The organism is Vibrio sp. 10N.286.46.A8 (genome assembly GCF_041470165.1).
Classification (GTDB): Bacteria; Pseudomonadota; Gammaproteobacteria; order Enterobacterales; family Vibrionaceae; genus Vibrio; species Vibrio tasmaniensis_A.
On the sequence record NZ_JBFRLX010000100.1, the window covers coordinates 1 to 21,774 of the forward strand.

The following is a 21,774-nucleotide window of genomic DNA, read 5'->3' on the forward strand; positions in this document are numbered from 1 at the left end:
GTTCATGAGTATTGAGTTACGTTAAGAGGCTAACCTTTGATGCCGACTTATTTTGCAGGTTTTACTCTTGGGCTTTCGCTTATCCTCGCGATCGGTTCTCAAAATGCGTTCGTTCTTAAACAGGGCTTAAAGAATCAGCATGTGTTTGCTATTTGTGCTGTCTGCGCGATTTCAGATGCATTACTGATCAGCTTTGGTGTGATGGGCTTTGGTGCGATCGTTGAGCAGTTCCCTCAAGTTGAGCAGTTTGCTCGTTACGGTGGGGCTATCTTTTTAGGCGTTTACTCATTCTTGAGCTTTCGCTCAGCATTTACCGAAAATCATGCCTTAGAAGCCGGTGTCGAAACCAAAAACTCTTTAACCAAAGCAGTTACCATGTGTTTAGCGTTTACTTGGCTTAATCCGCATGTGTATCTGGATACTGTGGTATTGCTGGGTTCTATCTCTACACAATATCAACCAAATCAAATGTTGTTTGGTGCAGGTGCAGTATCGGCTTCATTCGTATTCTTTTTTTTACTTGGCTATGGTGCACGATTCTTAGCTCCAATGTTTAAGAACCCGAAATCATGGAAGATGTTGGAGTTTGTTGTAGGAGTGATCATGGCATCTATTGCACTATCTTTGGTTGTTTAGTTTTACTCTGCTTTCGTTAACTTCTCCTCATCAGTTGAACGCTGGTGGGGAAAGTACGGCTTGTTAGCTTGCTAGCTCGTTAATTAGTAATTAGTACTGTATCCCTCTGTCTTGCCTCCCTAGCTATTAATTATTCTTTGCAAAGATTTCGCATTTCTCTGTTGGTTTTAAACGTCTTGATAACAACAAATTAAATTATTTCGTGAAATAACGAATTATTCTTCGTCTTTTGGATTTTGGGTTCGTCTTAGGGGGGTAACAAGAAACTATTAACCCGATTCGGAGCCAAAAATGATTAAATTGATTAGCTTTAAAAACTGCCCATTCGTTCAACGTGTAATGGGTGCTTTAGTAATGAAAAATGTCCCGTTTGAAATTGAGTACATTGAACTGAATAACAAACCACAGTGGTTTTTGGATATCTCACCGAACGGGCAGGTACCTGTATTAATTACAGAGAACGACACCGTCCTTTTTGAATCTGATGCAATTGTTGAATACCTAGACGATAAATATACGCCGATTGAAGAGGTTTCACCCGAGCAGAAAGCACTCGACCGTGCTTGGTCTTATCAAGCGAGCAAACATTACATGCCACAGTGCGGCACCATGGCGAGTAAAGACAAAGAGACATTTGAAACACGCTTAGCCAATTTACAAAAGGCGTTCCTAAAGGCAGAGAAAAAACTGGGTGATACTGAGTTCTTTAAAGGGGATTACATCTCTAACGTCGACATCGCTTGGTTACCACTGTTACACCGAGCATTTGTTATTAAAGAGCGTTCAGGCTTCAATATGCTAGAAAGCTTCCCGAAAGTACAGAAGTGGCAAGCGGCGCTGATTGAATCTGGGTTGACCGATAAAACCGTTCCAGCGGACTTTATTGACAAGTTCAGCGGCTTTTATTTAACGAATAACTACTTGGCTAGTCTCGCTGAAGTTCGCTGAATCTCGCTAAATAAAGATTAAGTAATTTACGGCGTATAGTTTAGGCCAGAGACAACTAAAACCGCTCTAACGTTGAGCGTTTTTTTTATGTCAAAAATAATGATTGGTCACGCTATGGGCGGAGTTGGTCCAAAGCCTGAAATTAGTTGGTTTTCACAAGCTTATAAACGGTAAATAATGCTAACTCATTTGGTAGTTGATCGGTATTTTGGTAAATTAAAGGTATTACCGACTTCCAGTGAGCAGCAATGAAGATTCTTCACACGTCCGATTGGCATCTTGGCCAAAACTTCTACAATAAAAGCCGTAAGAATGAACATGAACGGTTTTTACAATGGTTACTTGAGCAAGTTACAGAGCACGACATCGACGCGATCATTGTTGCTGGCGACATTTTCGATACCAGCACACCGCCGAGTTACGCTCGTGAGATGTATAACAAGTTTGTGGTCGACTCGAGCAAGATCGGCTGCCAATTGGTGTTGTTAGGTGGAAATCACGATTCGGTGTCTGTGCTTAAAGAGACACAACAGCTGCTCAAATACATGGGCGCCGATGTGATTCCTAATACCAATGAAGATCATGCGACTCAGGTTGTCGAACTAAAAGGCAAGAACGGCGATGTAGAAGCGCTGGTTTGTGCCATTCCCTTTATTCGCCCTCGCGATGTGTTGACCAGCCTGGCGGGTGTTACTGGTGTAGAGCGTCAGAAGCAACTCGGCGATGCAATCAAACAGCACTACCAAAGTGTTTATGATGCCGCTTTAGAAAAACGTGCGACGTTTGAAAACAGCGAGCACATGCCGATTATCGCTACTGGTCATTTAACAGCGATGGGTGTTCAACAATCGGATTCTGTGCGTGATATCTATGTCGGTAACCTTGATGGTTTCGCCGCTGATGGTTTCCCAGATGCCGATTATATTGCACTTGGTCATATCCACCGCCCACAAGTTGTGGCAAAACGTGAATACATTCGTTACTGCGGTTCACCAATCCCATTAAGCTTTGACGAACTTAAATCTCAAAAGCAGGTATGTGTGGTTGAGTTTGTTGAGGGCGTGCGAACCATTTGTCAATTGCCCGTTCCTACATTCCAACCTCTAGCTGAAATCAAAGGCGACTTGAGCGAGATCGAATCTCAGCTGAACCAATACATAAGTTTAGATAGCGAACAAAGCGTGTGGTTATCGATAGAAGTGCAAGCGCAAGATTACTTGTCGGATCTACAAGAGCGCATGCGCTCATTAACTGACGGTTTGAATGTGGAAGTACTTCAACTGCGCCGAGCAAGAGAGCGTCGTAATCAAGCATTAGAGCAAGAGTCGGCAGAGACCTTATCTGAACTGAGCCCGATGGACGTGTTTAGCAAGCGTATTGCCTTAGAAGAGTTTGAAACGGATTCTGAAAAAGCGCGTTTAGAGCGAATGACAGTGAAGTTTAAACAAGTGATGGTTGAAGTGTCCGAGAGCGCTCAAGCGCCAAACAAAATAGAAGAGTAACCAGTATGAAGATTTTAAGCCTAGAATTTGAAAACCTGAACTCTTTGAAAGGACGTTGGAAGCTCGATTTCACCCAATCACCGTTTGCAGAAAATGGTCTGTTTGCGATTACTGGCCCAACAGGGGCGGGTAAAACCACTATTCTTGATGCGATTTGTTTGGCATTGTTTCACCGCACACCGCGTTTGAAGAGCATTGCCAAAGGCAACAATGAATTAATGACACGTGGCACGGGTGAGTGTTTTGCTGAACTGGAATTTGAAGTGCAGGGCAAAACTTACCGCTCGAACTTCCACCAAAAGCGTGCTCGCGGAAAACACGATGGCGCATTACAAACGCCAACGTGTGAATTTTCCGATGCTGACACCGACAAAGTCTTAGAGACCATGCTGACCAAGAAAACTAAGTTGGTGGAGCAGGTAACAGGGCTCGATTTTTCACGTTTCACTAAATCCATCATGTTGTCTCAGGGTGAGTTTGCGGCGTTCTTAAATGCCAATGCTAACGACCGTGCTGAGCTACTTGAAGAGCTGACGGGAACCGAAGTTTATAGCCTGATTTCAGAGCGTATCTACGATCATTTTAAGTCGAGTGAAGAGTCGCTTAATCACCTTAAAGCGAAAGCCGAAGGTGTGAGCTTACTGTCTGAAGAGCAAATCCAAGAGCTGACCGCAGAGCGAGAAACGTTAGAAGCGGAACAGAAGCGTTTATCGGAGCAATTAAAAGAGTGGCAAGCGCATCTAAGCTGGTGGAAAGACGTAACTAAAGCTGAGCAAATTATCGCGACCAGTGAGCACGATCTTAAAACAGCTCAAGATGAACTAGACCGTAATCAACCTTCATTAGAGCGCTTGGCAAACAGTGAGCCGGCTGAAAAGCTGCGCCCAATGCACAAAGATTTAAAGCGTTGCGAACAAGAGGTGAACACTACTCAAGCTCACTTAGATAACAGCACCAAGTTACTTGCCCTTCGTGATGTAGAGAAGCAAGACGCGCAAACTCAACTGACTCAAAGCAGTGCAATTGTCGAACAGGTTAAAGCCGAGCAACAAGATCAAGAGAAGATCATCGATCTCGTACGTCCGCTAGACAACCAAATTACCGTACTCAAAGATAAGCAAACTGCGGCCGTTAATGCAGCAAATACGCTAAACGAGCAACACACGCAACAGCGTAATCAACAGATTGTTTTAGTCCAAAAAATTGATGCTCTGAAGCAACAAGATCAACTCAGCACTGAGTACTTAAATACACATCAAGCTGACCAACATCTGGAAAAATACTTAGGTCAGTGGCAAGCCAAAGTTGAGCAAGTTCGTACGCTAGAGCGTCAACATGCAGAACAGTTAAACTCGGCTAAGCAAGCTTTGTCGGCTCTTGATGCTCAGCAAGCGGTTATCAAAAGTGCGCAACAAGCCAAAGCAACGCAAGACAAAACTTTAAGTGAATTGGTTGTGTTAGAGAGTAGTGCAAAGCAACAGTGGGAAGCATTGCAAGGCAACACCAGCGAACAAGTATTGAATGCGCAAAAAGATCTGTTGGAGTACTGGAATCGCAATACGCACTCATTACTTGAGATCAACCGTGGCTTCCTAAATGCCCAGCAACACCTGCACGCAAAAACTCAGGCACATCAGACCAACATCCAATTGGTCGACAAGCTTTCGAAAGAACGTGAAGTGTTGGTGGAGCGATATAAAGAGAAAGAGACTTCGCTTGAGCGATTAACGCGTTTGATTGATCAAGAAGGCGAGTTGGCGAAATACCGTGCAGCTCTAGAATCAGGCTCTGAGTGCCCGCTATGTGGTTCAACAGACTATTCGATTGAACAGTCACAAGACACTGCAAATTTGGTTGCTCAAAAAGAAACGGAAAACCTAGAGTTAACGGCCATCAAAAAAGAAGGCCAAGAGCATCGTCAGCAGTTAGATTCTCTGGCCCCTATGATTGCGGCGCTTAACGATGACATTCAGCGAGCGCAAGCGGATATTCAACAAGCTCAACTGAATTGGCAAGGCGTTGTCGGCAAGCTTCAACAGAGCTTATCTGATTTCGTTGACACGGCTCCAGAGCTAGCACTGCTAACGGTAAACGATTTAGGCAATGAAGCTACAGTCGCGACCTTTGCTCAGCAGTGTGAACTTCAACTAAGTCAGTTCTCGCAGCAACTCAAAGCGTTGGGTGATGCTAAAGCACACTATGCCGAAGCTGAGAAACAACGCTTGTCGGTAAGTGTTATGGCTGACAAGGCGAAGTCTAATCTCGAGTTGGCCGAGCAACGCTTAGCGGATCTGAATAAGCAAAACCAAGTCGCAAACGAGCAAGTGACTCAGATTGCTCAAGCGAAAGAGCAGCAATGGAACGATCTGAAAGAGAGCATTGTTCAAACGGCTATCGAAGCGCCTGAACTTGAACATATCGATGATTGGTTTACTGCAAAATCACAGGCATCAAGCACTTGGCAGCAAACTAAACAGCAACAGGCCGATATTGAAAAGCAGCTGATTACTCAAAATGCCGAACTGAAAACTTTAGATGACAAGCTAAGCAGTGTTGAGAAAGAGCTTGCGACACTGACGCAAGAGCATGAGTCTTTAGTGTCAGAGCTCACTCGTGTAATGGCTGAAAGAACTGAGTTGTTTGGTGACAAAGACATTCAAGCCACCAGCAATGCGATGAAGCAAAAAGTCACTGACGCGGTAAATGCATTTGATGCTGCGCAGTTGGTGCTTAACCGTTGTGAACTGGAGCATCGAACTGAGCAAACCAAACACACCAGCTTCTCTGGCGAGTTGATCAGCAAGCAGTCAAGTCATACACAAGCGTTGAATGTTTGGTTACAAGCACTGAAAGCTAGTCCTTTCGAAGTTGAGTCTGATTTTGAAGCGGCGTTGTTAGACGAAGAGATTAGAATTCAACTTCAAAGCCTGAAGAAATCTTTAGACGAAGCGATTGTCAGTGCGCAAGCAAGGTTGAACACCGCCAAAGCGACGCAAGTGGAGCTACAAAACCACGAAAATGCGAAAGCATGGCAAGAGCAAAGCCAGCAGCAAGTTGAAGAAGCGACTGCTGAGTGTCAAAACGCACAACAAAGCCATGCGACAAAGATCGGTGCGATTTCTGCCAATCTTGAAACGGATAGCCAGAACCGCAGCAATCAGAAAGAACTGTTCAAGCAGATCGACGAACAGCAGGTCGAGTTTGATGATATCTCACGTCTGAATTCACTTATTGGTTCTAAGAACGGCGACAAGTTCCGTAAGTTTGCTCAAGGTCTAACACTGGAAAACTTGGTGTACTTGGCCAACAAGCAGCTACAGCGTTTGCATGGTCGTTACGAGCTAAAACGTAAAGCCGACGATGGTTTAGAACTGCAAGTGCTCGACACATGGCAGGGCGATGTGATGCGTGACACCAAGACGTTATCAGGTGGCGAAAGCTTTTTGGTGAGCTTGGCGCTGGCATTAGCGCTTTCTGATCTTGTGAGCTACAAAACCAGTATTGATTCTCTGTTCTTAGATGAAGGTTTCGGCACGCTGGATAGTGACACATTAGACATTGCTCTAAACGCGCTGGATAACTTGAATGCGTCAGGCAAGATGATAGGCGTCATTAGTCACGTTGAAGCACTGAAAGAGCGTGTGCCTGTGCAACTTAAAGTGACAAAACACTCTGGCTTAGGTGTAAGTGAGATGGAGAAGCAGTACAAGGTTATTGCTTAACTGGATTAAGCGGGCTTAGTTGAATTGAGCAGAGTCAGTTCAGATAAAGCCGAATCTGTTTGGATGAAGCAGATCCCCGACTCAGTCGTTCCTCCTTCTCGAGGATGACGGAATCGGGGTTGTTATCAACCACACCGCTGCCACTCCTTTAGAGTCAGCAACGATTAGAATACGGCGTCATTCCATAAAACGAGGAACGAGCGTAATAGGGAATCTCTTGTTAACGAATAGGTTAATGGATTCATCGACAAGGAAGCGGTCATGCACAAGAAACCACATCTCCCCACCAAGACATGTCCAGTTTGCCTCAAACCATTCTCATGGCGTAAAAAATGGCAACGTTGTTGGGAAGAGGTGATTTATTGCTCTGAACGTTGTCGTCGCCACAAGACAAAACCCACATAATCTCCCTTCATTTAAGAATCTATTGATAATAACCACTCATTTAACGAGTTAATATTTTATCTGTCAGGTAACTCATGTATAAAGACGACATGAAGATACCTAAAAGAATACAGCCCTTAGTTGACGATGGTTTAGTCGACGAGGTGAAAAGCCAACTCATGAGTGGCAAAGAAGCGTCAGTGTACATAGTACGCTGCGGTGATACGATCCGTTGTGCCAAGGTGTACAAGGAAATAAGCCAACGTAGCTTTAAAAAAGCAACAGCATATCGAGAAGGGCGAAAAGTCCGCAATAGCCGCCGCGCTAGAGCGATGGAAAAAGGCTCTGGTTTTGGTCGAGAACAGCAAGAAAAAGTGTGGCAAAGCGCTGAAGTGGATGCCTTGTATAAACTGGCAGAAGCTGGTGTTCGTGTGCCTGTGCCTTATGGCTGTTTTGATGGCGTGCTGCTTATGGAGCTAGTCACTGATGATGACGGTTATGTGGCTCCTAGATTGAATGATGTGGTGATGCCGCCTGAACAAGCGATTGAAGATCATGCGGTGATGATGACTTATGTCGTTAAGATGCTTTGCGTTGGTTTGATTCATGGCGATTTGTCTGAGTTCAACGTATTGGTTGATGAATATGGTCCTGTGATTATCGATTTACCGCAAGCGGTCGATGCTTCTGCGAACAACAATGCCGAGTGGATGCTGACTCGTGATGTTAATAATATCCGTGACTATTACGCTCAGTTTGCCCCTGAACTGGCGACCACTGAGTACGCTAAAGAAATGTGGGCACTGTTTGAGAAAGGTGATTTGAAGCCGGACAGCAAACTAACGGGTGAGTTTACCGAAAGCGACGCCTTGGCAGATATTGATGCCATCATGCAAGAAATTGACGCAGCCCGCGCTGAAGAGCAAAGCAGACGCGAGCGTGTTAAGGAAGAAAAAGAAGGTGTCGACGAGAGTAAGTTCAACTGGGCTGAGTAGCGGTAATAGTAAAGTAATGATCAGTTTTGATCCTTAATTGAATCCTCAGAGAGTCCTTCGTTGAAACGACATTTTTAGCTTCAACCAACAGCTTCGCTTTAACTAAAAAACCCAACAGAGCCATAGCTTTGTTGGGTTTTCTCTTTTTTAGCATTCATCAAATTTTACCATTCATTAAAACCAGCGATTGGTATTCCTCCCTACCAAGTCAATTGCTCACCATCATACGCGTAGAAATGACCGCTTTTATCCGGTGTCGCGGTTCGAATAATATCGACCAACTGATGAGCTACATAACTAGACTCAAACAACTTACCTTCAGGGACATTGGTCTGAAAAGGTTTCGATAAAGCCGTGTCTGTTGTGCCCGGGTGTAGCGCTAATACTGTGCCTTTCTTTATGGTGCGTTGCCATTCAATCGACATGGTTTTGATGAACATGTTGAGTGCTGCTTTGGATGAGCGATAGCTATACCATCCACCCAATCGGTTGTCTGAAATACTGCCGACTTTGGCCGATACCACGGCAAATTTTGGATTGTCACTGGCTTTGAGGATCGGCGTGAAGTGCTTGGCCAGTAATAAGCTAGGTAGGGTGTTTACCGAGATGTTTTTCAGGAAGAATTCTGGGTCGATAAAGGACAAATTCTTTTCTGGGCCAAGGTCTGGCGTATGAAGCATACCCACGCAATTTATTAACCAATCCAATCGCTCGAATTGAGTGCTTAGTCGTTCAATATCAGCTTCGTTGGTGGCATCGACTTGGTGCCAATTTAAACGGTTATCTTCCAATTCTGGTCGTTGTGAATGATAAGTCGCGTCGACATGGACATCGAGAAAATCAAAGCGAGACAGCTCAGACAATAGGTGCTTAACCACGGCGAAACCAATACCGCCGCTGCCACCAATGACCAATATGTGTAATCTGAGTTGTTCCACCATTATAAGTTCTCCAAGTTAGTCAGTCGTTGTTCTGCGGTGTCGAGTATCGCTTGTTGGTCTTGCTCATCCATATTGTCCCAAGAGCGATAAAGCATCCCCATTCGAGGGTTGCGATTTAAGGCCTCGCGATGTTTGTTCATGAAGCGCCAATACAAGCTGTTGAATGGGCAAGAACTCTCGCCACTGCGCTCTTTTATCTTGTAGTGACAGCCTTTGCAGTAGTCACTCATACGGTTGATGTAAGAACCGCTGGCAGAGTATGGTTTGGTTCCGACGATCCCGCCATCCGCAAAAAGTGCCATACCTCGCGTATTTGGCATTTCGACCCACTCAATCGCATCGACGTATATACCAAGGTACCAACTGTCTACTTGGTCGGGGTCTATACCCGTAATTAAGCAGAAGTTGCCAGTGATCATTAACCTTTGGATGTGATGCGCGTAAGCAAACTCGAGGGATTGATCAATCGCGTGCTTCATGCAATTCATCTTGGTTTGTCCGTCCCAAAAATAATGGGGCAGCTTATTGGTTGCTGAATAATGGTTTTTATTGGCGTACGCAGGCATGTTTGCCCAGTAGACGGCGCGTATGTACTCTCTCCAACCTAGAGTTTGTCGTACAAACCCTTCGACTTGTGCAATGTCGATAGTGGGTGCATTTGGCTTAGAAGGAGCTTGATAAGCTGATAACGCAGCATCAATCACTTCTTGGGGACTTAGCAGTTTACTGTTCAACGAAAAGGAGAGGCGGCTATGATACAAGCTCCATTTTGAATCGTGTTCTGTAGTCATCGCATCTTGAAACTGCCCAAATAACGGTAAGCAGACTTGGCAGAAATGAGCGAGCAGAGACAAGCTTTGTGCGCGGTTAACTGGCCATAATAATTGGTCGCCAACTTCACCAATGGTTTGAACTTGATGACGCTCGATGCGTTCTAAAATCGCGGAAATGTCGTTGGCAAACATCAGAGGTTGAGGCAGGCTTTCAATGTCTTGTTTCTTGAGCTTCTTTCGATTGTTCGCATCGTAATTCCATTTTCCACCAACGGGCTTTCCGTCTTCTAGCAAAATGTCGAAGCGCTTTCTCATTCGGCGATAGAAGTGTTCCATCATTATGTGTTTGTCTTTGGGAAATTGTTGTTCGATCTCTTCGAATGGAAAGAGGAAGTGTTCTGTATCACAACAACCTTTGGTCGCATTGGTGAGCTTGAGCTTGTTCATCTGCTCTAAAAGGCGATATTCATCTGGCCTTTGATATTCGAATTTCTCTGCGCCGAATTCGTGTACATAGTGCTTTAGAAGTGTGTCTAGGTTTTCAAATTGCGTTGTGTCATCAAGAGTGAGGTGGAGTACCTGATGACCTTGTTGTTTGAGTTCGTCGGCAAAATAGCCCATCGCCGAGAAAAAAGCCGCCACCTTTTGGATGTGCGATGCAACGTAGTCAGTCTCTTGCTTAAGTTCGGCAATGATGTAAATGACCTCGTCATCAACCTGTTGAAACCAAGAGTGCTGGACATTGAGTTGGTCGCCTAAGACAAGGCGCACGGTTTTGAAATTCATAACACATCCTGATTGTTGGTTAAGACAAGTTCTTTGCTTCTGACATTCCACTTGTTGATAAACGCATGGTCTGGATCGTACATATCTGTTTGCTTACCCAAATCAAAATGTCGTGATTTAGGTTGCTTAGCATTATTTTGCTTATTGGCTTGGGTGTTTACCTGAGAGTTCAGGGCTCCGGCTATATATGCCCAATTACCCCAGTTTGATGCCACGTCATAGTCGATAAGTTGGCTCTCAAAATAGGCTGCGCCGTGTCGCCAATCGATCCCTAGTTCGTAAATCAAACAGCTTGCGGCTAACTGTCTTCCTCGATTAGACATGTAGCCTGTTTCGTTAAGTTGGCGCATACACGCATCGACAATAGGGTAATTGGTATTGCCACTTTTCCATTTGGCAAAATTAAGGTTCGACGTTCCCGAGGAGTTTGGGGTGTTGAGTTTTTGGTCTGAAGAATCACCGAATAACGATGAGCCCAGAGATAAACACTTCCAATTGAAATATTCGCGCCACAACAACTCAAAGTAGATCCAATAGGTTGAATCGTTACTGCCATGATCGGTTTCGAACTGCTTCAAATGTCGATAAATTGTTTTAGGCGCAACGCAGCCGAGTGCCAACCATGGCGAGAACTTGGTTGAGTTTTCGACGCCGTCAAATGCGTTTCGAGTCTGCTTGTAGTTAAGGGCGTAATCATGTGAGAAGTAGTTATCTAGATGTGCTAGTCCTGCGTCTTCGCCACCCAAATAATCGTTTGTTGCTGCTCTTTCTGAATTTACTGAACTGAATAGTGGGATTGCCAATACTGGTGTTGCTGCAAGTGTCACTGCTTGCGGTAAACGTGAAATAACCGTCTCACCGCTATTAACGTCCAAGTGTTCGACTAGCTTTCTAAATTTAGTAAACGAGCTCGGGACTTTTGATAATTCAAACGGCAGCTCATGTGAGTCAAACAAGGTGGAGTGATGTGGCAAGCATGTTATTAAGTCAGGGTGACGACGGTGAACTGAATCAATCAATCGTCGCTCATCGTAACCGCAATGTGCATTGGCGAAAAAATGGGTGACGTGTTGTGTAGCAATGATTTGGCTGAGTGTTTGCTCGGCTGCGTCTGGTTCTAAATGATTACTGTGAATCACGACAAGTTGCTGACCAAACTTAACTAAATTCGATTCTAGGTGAGTTATCGATTGTGAAACAAAGGTCTGGCGATGCGCGCCATAACTTTGTTCTTTCGCGAAATCAGCAGAGAAACGAACCAAAGTGGGTTCGACAATCACAAAAATGAGTTTATCGACGCTCTGTGCTGCGCAATGGAGCAATTGATTGTCGTTGATTCTTAAGTCGTTTGTAAAAAGATAGAGACCAATCTTTTTCATTACTTACACTCGTAATTTTTTAATTATTAGACGCTTACGAGTTGATAAGCCGACAAGATCACAAATGAAATTAGCAAGTGGGTGATAGTTGGATTGGGGTAAATAAGAGGGGATGTAAGCCAACCAATAATACCGATAGAGGCTGGCAATGCAGGAAGTTTTAAAGTTCGAACGGTAGTATCTAATCCATTGGAACGATTAGAATGTCCACTGGAGATGTGTCGATGATCTGTTTCGAATGGGAAATAATTTTATGCCAAAAATCATGGTGATGACCACATAGCAGTAGGTCAACGCCATTTACCTCGATGGTATTTTTGAGCTTATCATTCAAATCTCCCGTTCCCACGAATATGTGCTTGATTGGGTGTTTAGCGTAGGCCTCAAACTCTTTCAAATGTTTAACGGAATCTTCATTGATGGGTAGATCGCCTTCATTTCCCTGAATATCAACGAGTTCAGGGTAAATCTCTCCATGCGTGCCGTCGATATAAACAAACGAAATGCCAGCCTCTAGTTTGTTTGCGAAGAAGGTCGCTCGATCAATCAGAATCTTAGTGTCGTCGGACATTTCAACAGCGACCAGAATATGTCGGTATTCCATAATTAAAGCCTCGTGTTATCAGTTATATAACAAGCATAGTTTTTGTTAGCACAAATGATATCGAAGAGATCTCATATTGCATAAAATCATCATTCAATGTTCTTCTAAGCACTATCGTATTTATATCGCTTTGATTGATAAGAAATTTACAAAAGGTTGTTATAGTGGTTGAAGCGCTAGCTTATTCTGTTAGATAGGCTTTACGGTTTAATGCGCCAATAACGAAGAGGCATCAATGACAGCACTACTCACCATTCCCACTAGGACGTTAGGTTTCGACTACGATATTGAGATCCGAGATTGGTCACAAAAGCTCGTGGGCTTTCATGTGTTTGAAGATGGTCGACGCCCGCTCGATGGTGGTATTGGTTTAAGTCTCAACCTCGTTGAACAATTTGATGTAAATGGTCGTTGGTTAGATTCGTTACCTGCTCGTTATCGTGAAATCACTGATGATTTTCCCGAGTATCAATACCAGATGTTGTGGCTCGCGGCGAATACTTATGAAGCAGCTCAACTGCTTGAATTGAGGCCGGTTATTTTGGCATTAATCTGCATGAAGCACAGTGTCGATAACAAGAAAGCGTTGGAACTGAGTCGCCTAGGGCAAAAGAGAATCTTAACCAAACTGGGCTTAGACGGCAGTAAAGCGACCCTAAAATTCATCGATAAGCTAGAGCTTCATTATAACGTCGGTGATGAGCTTGACCACATTGTTCGCATTCTCGAGCCGCTGCAAAGACGTGTGCTCAAATTCAAACATTACTCTAAAGTAGGCTACACAGCGCTGCGTTTGGATCAGGTTCATCCGTTTTTAACCGGCAGTCGATTAGGTATTGCAATGGTTGAAGAGGGAAGGCTCAATGCGCCTTCAAAGATGGCCATGTTCCAAGACGCGATTTTACTGGGTCAAGATTTGGAGATGGACGATCCATTGCGTGCCATCACCAGTCAAAATTCCTTTGCTATGTTTGAGCAACTGCATGATAGATGGACAGAACAGCGTCAGTTACGCCGTCTAGAAGGGAATCGCCCTGTGGACATGGACATCCCTTATCCAATTCCTTTACTCGGTAATGACAACATTCATCCGCTTACTGATTACTACGACCTTGAACAAGAGGGCGTGGAACAAAAACATTGTATTGGCGTTTATCACAATCGAATCATGAGCGACCGCTATGTGGTATTTCGAATGCTTAAGCCTCAGCGCTTAACCATTGGCCTACGTCGTGTTCCAAGCAAAGCCTTTCCGTTTGAAATTGACCAGATTTGTGGGAAACGAAATGCACCGCCATCGGAGTCGGCTCGCCAAGTCATCCATGACTGGTTAGAAGCGAGTAAGCAAAAGTATCCGAAGCAATAGCTGTGACGTAGAAGGAATAACAGAATGTTTCAACAAGGTGATTTATGCCCGCATTGTGGTTTGATTATTGTGATGCCTACCGATCTACAAGGTGAATGCCTAGGATGCGGCGAAGAAATCAATCAAGACCCAGCAGGCGATTACGACGAAGAAGAGTAGCTTTACCTACACTTAAATTAAAAAAGGCTAGGATAGCCGAATCACACCCTTTCAAAGGACGGAAAAAATGCAGAAAGTAATCTTTAGAAATTGCGATGAAAGCTCGCCTTATTGGAGTGAGTTAGAGGGCTTATTTCAAAGCGAATGGTCTGATTTCAAGTTTAAAGATACCTATAAAGAAAACGTAAAACTCCCTCCAGTAATAACCGTACTTCACGATAATGTGGTCATTGGTGGCTTGGCGTATTCCTATTTTCAAGAGCCTCACCAAGTTCGGGATGTGGTGTGGATCAACGCCGTGTTTGTTGGCCCTGTATGGCGCGGTCAAGGTATTGCGAGTGAATTGATTAATCGAGCGGTTGAACAAATGCCAGACTATTATCAATCCCAACCCTCGAAAGATTCAACGTCTAAGTTGTACGCCTACACCAATATTGCGCCTTTGTACCTTTCTCTTGGTTGGTCAATCGTCGATATCGAATCAGAACCGAACCATAAAGTGATGAGTATTGAGCTTAATCGATAAGTTCGAAATAAAAACTTTGATATTAGGTTATCTGCCTTTCGAGTAATGAAGCTCTCTCTTTCATCAACAATGCATAACTCTGTTAAATTTTCGTTGAAACTCATGCCTATATCGCTTTTAAATCAAACAACTCGCTGTTGATTAAAACGATCTCTACGATTTATTGCACCAGTTGTTGAGCACCAAGCCTATATTGACTAGAATGACGCACTTTTTTTATTTACGTACATACAGGTAATGAACATGAGCGATACTAATTCAAGACCAGCTTTACCAGATCATCTTGCAGGTAACCCACGCAGCCCACACCACGTGGCTGAGTGTTTCGAATACCCAATTGGCATTCGTCTAAATGGTAAAGAGCGTACTGATGTTGAAGAATACTGCATCAGCGAAGGTTGGGTTAAGATCCCTTCTCCTAAAGCGCTAGACCGTTTTGGCCAGCCAATGCTTATTACTCTTAAAGGCACAGTAGAAGCTTTCTACATCGAAGATTAATCACTTCGTGTAACTCGATAATGTCGAGTACAAAACACTGTTTATATAGAAGGGTCTAGAGAAATCTAGGTCCTTTTTGTTTGCGTATGATTCCTTAAGTCGACTTTACCATGCGATACCTGCACCAATCGAAAACTCGACGTCTTCACCTTCTGCTTTATCAAAACCTGCGGTTACAACAAAGCCACTGTCCATAATATAGGTTGCATCTAAGCCACCGACTTGTTTGGTTGAGCTATCAGAGAACTCGCGGCTATCTAAAGTGACGTCCGTGTGGGTACGCTTGATCCCATAACCTGGGGTGATGTACAAGTTTTCGGTGATACCAATAGGGGCGTGAAACTGATATTCGTTGTCGCGTTGTTTGTATTCGTATGATTCTTCATCTTCGTTATAAGCCGAGCGAGTAAACTCGATGCCATAACCGATGCTTCCCGGACCACGATATTTGATGTAAGAAGCAGACCAATCTCTCCACCCTCGTTCAGCTGATAGGCCAAATGTTATCGCAGTTTCTTCTTGGTTTTGTTCATTGGCTTGTGCGTTAGACATAGTGAACAGCAAGACAGCGGCTAATGTCAGAAGGGGGAACTTTTTGATGGTCATTGGATCTCTCGCTTATGTATACAAAATATCGGCGAATTCAAAGTACTGAATGCCAGTAAATTAGTAACCTAGTCCGGATCTTCCTTGAGCTTTTTAGTTATGTATTCTTGGTTGATGCTTGATCGGCATCCTCTTGGATTTGAGGATGCCTTTTTGATATGGGATTGGTGATAAGTGTTACTTCAAAGTACGTAGCTTATTAACCTGCATTTTTGCTCGCACTTTGGTGGCTTGTGCTTGCGACGGCAAGTTGTTTTTAACCTTGTTTTTAATGTCTGCTACAGGGATGAAGTTCCACTGACCGTCGTGATACTTAACCACAAATGTTTCACGGTTCATTTCTTCACGGAACACCCAAACACCATCGTCGAGACGCTTAAAGTCACCAACTACATTGCCGTTCGTACCTCGAATAGTCCAAAAGGTATGTTCAGTATCAAGATAAGACTTCTGCTCACCTGAGATCATCTTGTCTCCAGAGCTAACTTTGACATAGTTATCACGAATGATGATTTCACCAACACGTTTATCATCTACGTAGATGCTGTATAGCGTTTCGTGATCATCAGAACGTTGTTTTACGGCGCTTATATGAGCTTCACCTGTGTCTTTATTAAAAAATGGTACATCACCGATATCTGGGATGTAGACGAAGCCTAGATCAGCTTGTTCAATGGTATCAGCAATGTTTTTTGAATCATCTTTGCCATATCCAGGGTCGATATTATCAAACCCATTGTCGACATCACTATCAGAGTCGCCGTTTCCAAAACCTGGGTCAATGTTTTCGAAACCATAGTCACCATCAAATTGAGGTTGTGCCGGTTCAGAACCACTGCCAGATGAACAACCTGCTAAAACAGCAGTAAGAACGAGTGCGATAAGTGATTTGTTCATGATATTTCCTAACGTTTGTTGAATTCGTAAGATGCTCACTGACTAACCTCACTACTAGGTGATGGGTACACACCTTGTGTATAGACATTGCTGCATCGCTTGAGATGTACAATAAACAACCTTGGTAATTCGATAAATAAACGGAAAGAAATACAAAACATCACCATTGGCTATGTATTGCTAGTTATACGCATTGCCGATTGCGATGTGCGACTTATCTATTCACATTAATTGGGCGCAAAGAGGTTGATTCTGTTTACAATTGTTTAACTTAATTGCATATCCTTGTTTGAAAAGTTCGATATTTGCTCACTCGAAAGATAGTTTTCTATACAAGCGCACTCTGCACTCAAGAACAACATAAACAAAAACATGAAGCGTAGTCTAATTAAATGAAACTAAAGTGCTGTATTTAAGGTTATTTTTTGTTAATGGCTATCTCTATCACAGAAAATAATCCTGAAGCACATACAATTCCCAGGCTTTCGAATGAGCGCTACACTTTTTTCGTTCGAGCATTTTATTTCTATCGCCCAATACACACGAGGTTCCTATGTTTGGAATATTCAAACCTATGGCGCATATCGATCGCTTATCTACCGATAAGATCGATAGCACCTACACACGATTACGATGGCAGCTTTTTCTCGGCATCTTTGTTGGCTATGCCGGTTACTACCTAGTCCGCAAAAACTTCAGTTTGGCGATGCCATATCTTATTGAACAAGGATACAGTCGCGGAGAACTCGGGGTTGCTTTGGCTGCGGTTTCTATTGCTTACGGTCTATCTAAATTTTTAATGGGTAGCGTTTCTGACCGTTCTAACCCACGTTATTTCCTCAGTGGCGGCTTGTTAATGTCGGCATTGGTCATGTTCTGCTTTGGTTTCATGCCATGGGCGACAGGCAGCATCACTGCGATGTTTATCCTGCTGTTCTTGAATGGTTGGTTTCAGGGCATGGGCTGGCCAGCTTGTGGGCGAACCATGGTTCACTGGTGGTCACGAAAAGAACGTGGTGAGATCGTATCGGTATGGAACGTTGCTCACAACGTGGGTGGCGGTTTGATTGGCCCAATGTTCTTGTTGGGGCTGTGGGCTTTTAACGACGATTGGCGAACCGCTTTTTATGTTCCTGCATTTTTTGCCACTCTCGTTGCTGTCTTTGTTTGGTTTACTGTAAGAGATACACCTCAATCTTGCGGCTTACCACCGATTGAAGAACACAAAGATGATTACCCAGACGACTACGATACGTCTCATGAGAAAGAAATGACGGCTAAAGAGATCTTCTTTAAGTACGTTTTCTCTAACAAGCTGTTGTGGTCAATCGCGATTGCTAACGCGTTTGTTTACCTTATTCGTTATGGCGTACTCGATTGGGCTCCGGTTTACTTAAAAGAAGCGAAAGACTTCTCAGTAGATAAATCATCTTGGGCTTACTTCTTGTATGAGTGGGCAGGTATTCCTGGAACGTTATTGTGTGGTTGGATTTCAGATAAGTTATTCAAAGGCCGACGCGCACCTGCAGGTATCTTGTTCATGGTTCTAGTAACAGTTGCTGTGTTGGTATATTGGTTGAATCCAGCGGGTAACCCAACAGTTGATATGTTGGCACTGGTTGCGATTGGTTTCCTTATCTATGGCCCTGTAATGCTGATCGGTTTGTATGCACTGGAACTTGCACCTAAGAAAGCTGCAGGTACAGCGGCTGGTCTAACAGGTTTGTTTGGTTACTTAGGTGGCGCGGTTGCTGCGAACGCAATACTCGGCTTTATGGTTGACCATTACGGTTGGGATGGCGGCTTCATTATCTTGGTCGGTGCTTGTGTTGCTTCAATAATTTGTCTGCTTTACGCCTTCTTAGGTGAACGTGCGCACCACAAACAAAAAGATCTCGAACGAGAGAGAGAAGCGCTAGCTCAGTAGTGTATTTACTGAATCACATCTATAAATAACAACAGAGGCAGGTATATCCTGCTTTTGTTTTATCAAGGGAAACAATAATGAAAACAACGTCACTGTCTCTGACTTTATTAGCACTTAGCTTATCTGCAAATGCGTTCGCCGATCCTTTAGTGATTGCGCATCGCGGTGCTTCTGGTTATTTACCCGAGCATACATTACCGGCTAAAGCACTCGCTTACGCAATGAAACCTGACTATATCGAACAAGATGTAGTGATGACCAAAGATGATCAATTGGTGGTTTTACATGATCACTATTTAGATCGTGTCACTGATGTTGCTGACCGCTTTCCAGACCGTGCACGAGCAGATGGCCGCTACTACGCGATTGATTTTACGCTCGCCGAGATCAAATCATTAAAAGTGACGGAAGGCTTTAACCTAGATGACCAAGGTAATCGAGTGGCTGGGTTCCCAGCACGCTTCCCTATGTGGCAGTCTGATTTCCGTGTCGCTACCTTTGCAGAAGAGATTGAGCTGATCCAAGGCTTAAATAAGACCTTAGGTTATGACGTGGGCATCTATCCAGAGATTAAAGCACCTTGGTTCCATCGTCACGAAGGCAAAGACATCTCTAAAGCTGTGCTTGCCACCTTGCAACAATATGGGTATTTATCGAAAGACGACAAAGTGTATTTGCAGTGCTTCGACGCCAATGAACTTCAACGCATCAATGATGAACTTATGCCAGCGATGGAAATGGATCTCAAGCTCGTTCAGTTGATGGCTTACACAGACTGGAATGAAACCATGACTTACAAGGGCGATAAAGCGACGCCGTACAGCTATGACTGGATGTTTGAGAAGGGCGGAATGGCAAAAGTCGCTAGCTATGCTGATGGAATTGGCCCATGGAAACCTATGCTGGTGGACGATGCATCGACCAAAGATAACATCATTATTAAACCATTGATGAAGTCAGCAAAAGACGCTGGCTTACACGTTCACCCGTACACGTTCCGTGCTGATCCAGGAAGAATCCCAGCTTATGCTGATAACTTTGATGGCATGTTGGATGTCTTCTACAACCAAGTCAAAGTCGATGGTGTGTTTACTGACTTCCCAGATAAAGCGGTCGATTTCTTGAACCGTTAATACCCTGCCAATTACGAGCTATTAGTAACGAGATATTCAGCGCTACAAGCACAGACTAAAGGTGCTTTTAGCTCTTCTTTCACTTTTGGGATCTTCTTGTATTGGCCTCGAAATCCCACCAATATTCTTCTTTCTCAGCCCACACTTTGATATTCACTCGGTTTACAGCAATAACCTGACTTGATAGGTTACTCCCAATGCAGCCAGATGCTTAATCTATAAGTATTTATCGGCTCAACCTAATATTGAATTTGGAAAGATCATGGAAGAAAGAAGCAAAGCTTATCTCGATAGCTACCTCAACACATTGCCAGCAGAGGTTGCCTCGCAATACACCTCCTTTAGTGCCGACTATTACTGTGCTGATGAATACAACGCCAACCTCTGCGCGCAGTTGATTCTCAAGGGTGAAAAACAGGCGTCCTGCGGCCTTGAATACTGGTATACCCATGAAGGCGAGACGAGACCAGTAGTTGGTCACTTGCAAGTTGTCACCGATTGGGATGGCAAGCCCGTCTGCATTGTAGAGATTACCTCGGTGTCGTCGTGCAAATACAACGAAGTGACCGCTGAGTTTGCTGCTGCCGAAGGTGAGGGCGATAAAACACTCGAATGGTGGAGAGAAGCTCACTGGAATTTCTTCTCACGTGAATGTGAAGAACTCAAGATATCACCAAGTGAAGACATGTTACTTATGTTGGAGCGTTTCAAAGTGGTTTATCAATAAAGGGTATTTTGTGTTTAGAAGATCGTGCTCCATAAACAGTAACAAGGTTGACCATAGTGAGCCTAACCGTTCGAGAAGTTTTTATAGGCTCGCTTAAACATTAGATAATTCATCGTATGCAGGAGGCAAGATGACAAAGCTAATCGAATTAACAGAAATAGTCTTATTCGACTGGGGTAATACGCTGATGGTCGATTTCGCAGACGCACAAGGGAAGATGTGCGACTGGGAAGTTGTCGAAGAAGTTGCAGGGGCGCGTGAAGTGCTGGCTGCGCTTTCGAAACAGCACAAACTCTATGTTGCAACCAATGCCGCTGACTCGACAGAACAAGATATCATTCAAGCATTTGAACGGGCTGGTCTGTCTCAGTATCTCTCCGGTTACTTCTGCAAGGCGAGTCTTGGCGTAGACAAATACGATTCTGATTTTTATCCTGTAATCATTACACAGTTAGGTGTTCAAGCTCAGGATGTTACGATGATTGGAGACACTCTCGAAAAAGACATCTACCCTGCGTTAGCGACTGGTTTACACGCGGTGTGGTTGAACACGGAAGGCACTGCTCTTAAGTCAGGGCATCCGAATATCGTACAGGTTCAAAGGCTAAGCGAACTATTGGAGAAGTACCATGGATGATCACTCTGAGATCTGGCGTCAGTATTACCAAAAGGCACTAAGCAAACCTCATTTAAAGAGAACTGAGTACGCAATTAAACTGAATGAGTCAGGCTTAAATGTTGCGATTGATTGTGGTTGTGGAACAGGTAGTGACATCGCCTTTTTAGAACAGCAAGCGTATCAAGTGTATGGCTTCGACGTTAATCCTGATTCGATTGCACTATGTCGGGATCGTTTTGGTCGCAAATCTTTGGTCGAGATATCTGAAAGTGGATTTGAACACTATGATTACCCGAAATCTGGCGTAGTGATTGCCAATTCGAGTCTGTTTTTTGCTGATCCAACCCGTTTTGATGAGGTTTGGCACAATATTGAAAACTGTCTTGAAGTGGGAGGCGTGTTCGCGGGCGATTTCATGGGCGTCGATGACAGTTGGGCACATGGCTATCGAACCCCAACAACGCCGTTAACAAAAGCCAAAGTACTTAGCTTATTCAGCGACTTTGAGATAGTACGATTCCATGAGCGAGACGAACAAGCACTCACGTCGCTGGGTAGGATGAAGCATTGGCACACTTATTCGGTTGTTGCGATTAAGCGCTGTTAAAATATCAGTATTTAAAACTCGTTTGGATGCATGTCTGTT

General features: G+C 44.0%; 21 protein-coding genes. 15 read left to right on the forward strand and 6 right to left on the reverse strand.

Annotation, left to right across the window (positions count from 1 at the left end; genetic code table 11):
* The first annotated feature begins 39 nt into the window (after nt 1–39).
* The 6 genes from AB4232_RS11375 to AB4232_RS11400 all read left to right on the forward strand — a co-directional run bounded on the left by AB4232_RS11375 (nt 40) and on the right by AB4232_RS11400 (nt 8,187).
* On the forward strand, nt 40–636 hold the full coding sequence (locus tag AB4232_RS11375; RefSeq protein WP_135443466.1) for a LysE/ArgO family amino acid transporter: 597 nt from the start codon (nt 40–42) through the stop codon (nt 634–636).
* 291 nt (nt 637–927) lie between these two features.
* The gene (locus AB4232_RS11380) at nt 928–1,584 is read left to right on the forward strand and encodes a glutathione S-transferase family protein (RefSeq protein ID WP_012604061.1); all 657 of its coding nucleotides are present in this window, start codon (nt 928–930) and stop codon (nt 1,582–1,584) included.
* Nucleotides 1,585–1,832: 248 nt separating this feature from the next.
* Nucleotides 1,833–3,086, forward strand: coding sequence for an exonuclease subunit SbcD (gene sbcD, locus AB4232_RS11385; RefSeq protein ID WP_372087130.1), 1,254 nt, complete (start codon nt 1,833–1,835; stop codon nt 3,084–3,086).
* Nucleotides 3,087–3,091: 5 nt separating this feature from the next.
* A complete protein-coding gene (locus tag AB4232_RS11390) occupies nt 3,092–6,808 on the forward strand; it encodes an AAA family ATPase (protein ID WP_372087131.1) in 3,717 nt (1,238 codons plus the stop codon).
* 261 nt (nt 6,809–7,069) lie between these two features.
* Nucleotides 7,070–7,213 (forward strand): DUF2256 domain-containing protein, encoded by a 144-nt coding sequence (locus AB4232_RS11395; RefSeq protein ID WP_076671818.1) that lies wholly within the window; start codon nt 7,070–7,072, stop codon nt 7,211–7,213.
* Nucleotides 7,214–7,302: 89 nt separating this feature from the next.
* The gene (locus tag AB4232_RS11400) at nt 7,303–8,187 is read left to right on the forward strand and encodes a PA4780 family RIO1-like protein kinase (RefSeq protein ID WP_372087149.1); all 885 of its coding nucleotides are present in this window, start codon (nt 7,303–7,305) and stop codon (nt 8,185–8,187) included.
* Between the two features lie 200 nt (nt 8,188–8,387).
* On the opposite strand, the gene AB4232_RS11405 is transcribed toward AB4232_RS11400, so the two are convergent.
* The 4 genes from AB4232_RS11405 to AB4232_RS11420 all read right to left on the reverse strand — a co-directional run bounded on the left by AB4232_RS11405 (nt 8,388) and on the right by AB4232_RS11420 (nt 12,670).
* Nucleotides 8,388–9,128, reverse strand: a complete 741-nt coding sequence (locus AB4232_RS11405; RefSeq protein WP_372087132.1) for an SDR family oxidoreductase — start codon at nt 9,126–9,128, stop codon at nt 8,388–8,390.
* Entirely contained in the window at nt 9,128–10,687 is a 1,560-nt protein-coding gene (locus tag AB4232_RS11410) for a cryptochrome/photolyase family protein (RefSeq protein ID WP_372087133.1), read from the reverse strand. The genes AB4232_RS11405 and AB4232_RS11410 overlap by 1 nt, the downstream gene beginning before the upstream one ends.
* Nucleotides 10,684–12,066, reverse strand: a complete 1,383-nt coding sequence (locus AB4232_RS11415) for a DASH family cryptochrome (RefSeq protein ID WP_372087134.1) — start codon at nt 12,064–12,066, stop codon at nt 10,684–10,686. The genes AB4232_RS11410 and AB4232_RS11415 overlap by 4 nt, the downstream gene beginning before the upstream one ends.
* A 181-nt stretch (nt 12,067–12,247) precedes the next feature.
* Nucleotides 12,248–12,670 carry a universal stress protein gene (locus tag AB4232_RS11420; RefSeq protein ID WP_012604051.1) on the reverse strand — a complete coding sequence of 141 codons (423 nt, stop codon included), beginning with the start codon at nt 12,668–12,670 and terminating at the stop codon, nt 12,248–12,250.
* Between the two features lie 235 nt (nt 12,671–12,905).
* Here AB4232_RS11420 and AB4232_RS11425 point away from each other — a divergent pair, with 235 nt between their 5' ends.
* The 4 genes from AB4232_RS11425 (at nt 12,906) to AB4232_RS11440 (ending at nt 15,219) form a co-directional block, all read left to right on the forward strand.
* A complete protein-coding gene (locus AB4232_RS11425; RefSeq protein WP_372087135.1) occupies nt 12,906–14,036 on the forward strand; it encodes a PcfJ domain-containing protein in 1,131 nt (376 codons plus the stop codon).
* A 24-nt stretch (nt 14,037–14,060) separates the two neighbouring features.
* Nucleotides 14,061–14,195, forward strand: a complete 135-nt coding sequence (locus tag AB4232_RS11430; protein ID WP_017104365.1) for a hypothetical protein — start codon at nt 14,061–14,063, stop codon at nt 14,193–14,195.
* A 67-nt stretch (nt 14,196–14,262) separates the two neighbouring features.
* Complete coding sequence (locus AB4232_RS11435) at nt 14,263–14,721, forward strand: GNAT family N-acetyltransferase (RefSeq protein WP_372087136.1); 459 nt, start codon at nt 14,263–14,265, stop codon at nt 14,719–14,721.
* Between the two features lie 243 nt (nt 14,722–14,964).
* On the forward strand, nt 14,965–15,219 hold the full coding sequence (locus AB4232_RS11440; protein ID WP_029223190.1) for a DUF3297 family protein: 255 nt from the start codon (nt 14,965–14,967) through the stop codon (nt 15,217–15,219).
* 105 nt (nt 15,220–15,324) lie between these two features.
* On the opposite strand, the gene AB4232_RS11445 is transcribed toward AB4232_RS11440, so the two are convergent.
* Both AB4232_RS11445 and AB4232_RS11450 read right to left on the reverse strand, forming a co-directional pair.
* Nucleotides 15,325–15,825, reverse strand: a complete 501-nt coding sequence (locus AB4232_RS11445) for a hypothetical protein (protein ID WP_012604047.1) — start codon at nt 15,823–15,825, stop codon at nt 15,325–15,327.
* 177 nt (nt 15,826–16,002) lie between these two features.
* Nucleotides 16,003–16,722: a membrane lipoprotein lipid attachment site-containing protein gene (locus tag AB4232_RS11450; protein WP_372087137.1), complete on the reverse strand. Its 720-nt coding sequence runs from the start codon at nt 16,720–16,722 to the stop codon at nt 16,003–16,005.
* Between the two features lie 553 nt (nt 16,723–17,275).
* Here AB4232_RS11450 and glpT point away from each other — a divergent pair.
* From glpT to AB4232_RS11475, 5 genes are all read left to right on the forward strand, one after another.
* A complete protein-coding gene (gene glpT / locus AB4232_RS11455) occupies nt 17,276–18,649 on the forward strand; it encodes a glycerol-3-phosphate transporter (protein WP_372087138.1) in 1,374 nt (457 codons plus the stop codon).
* 77 nt (nt 18,650–18,726) lie between these two features.
* The gene (glpQ, locus tag AB4232_RS11460) at nt 18,727–19,782 is read left to right on the forward strand and encodes a glycerophosphodiester phosphodiesterase (RefSeq protein WP_372087139.1); all 1,056 of its coding nucleotides are present in this window, start codon (nt 18,727–18,729) and stop codon (nt 19,780–19,782) included.
* 262 nt (nt 19,783–20,044) lie between these two features.
* Complete coding sequence (locus tag AB4232_RS11465) at nt 20,045–20,509, forward strand: ASCH domain-containing protein (RefSeq protein ID WP_372087140.1); 465 nt, start codon at nt 20,045–20,047, stop codon at nt 20,507–20,509.
* Nucleotides 20,510–20,639: 130 nt separating this feature from the next.
* The gene (locus AB4232_RS11470) at nt 20,640–21,146 is read left to right on the forward strand and encodes an HAD family hydrolase (protein WP_372087141.1); all 507 of its coding nucleotides are present in this window, start codon (nt 20,640–20,642) and stop codon (nt 21,144–21,146) included.
* Entirely contained in the window at nt 21,139–21,735 is a 597-nt protein-coding gene (locus AB4232_RS11475; protein WP_372087142.1) for a class I SAM-dependent methyltransferase, read from the forward strand. Before AB4232_RS11470 ends, AB4232_RS11475 begins: the two co-directional genes overlap by 8 nt.
* The last annotated feature ends 39 nt before the right edge of the window (nt 21,736–21,774 follow it).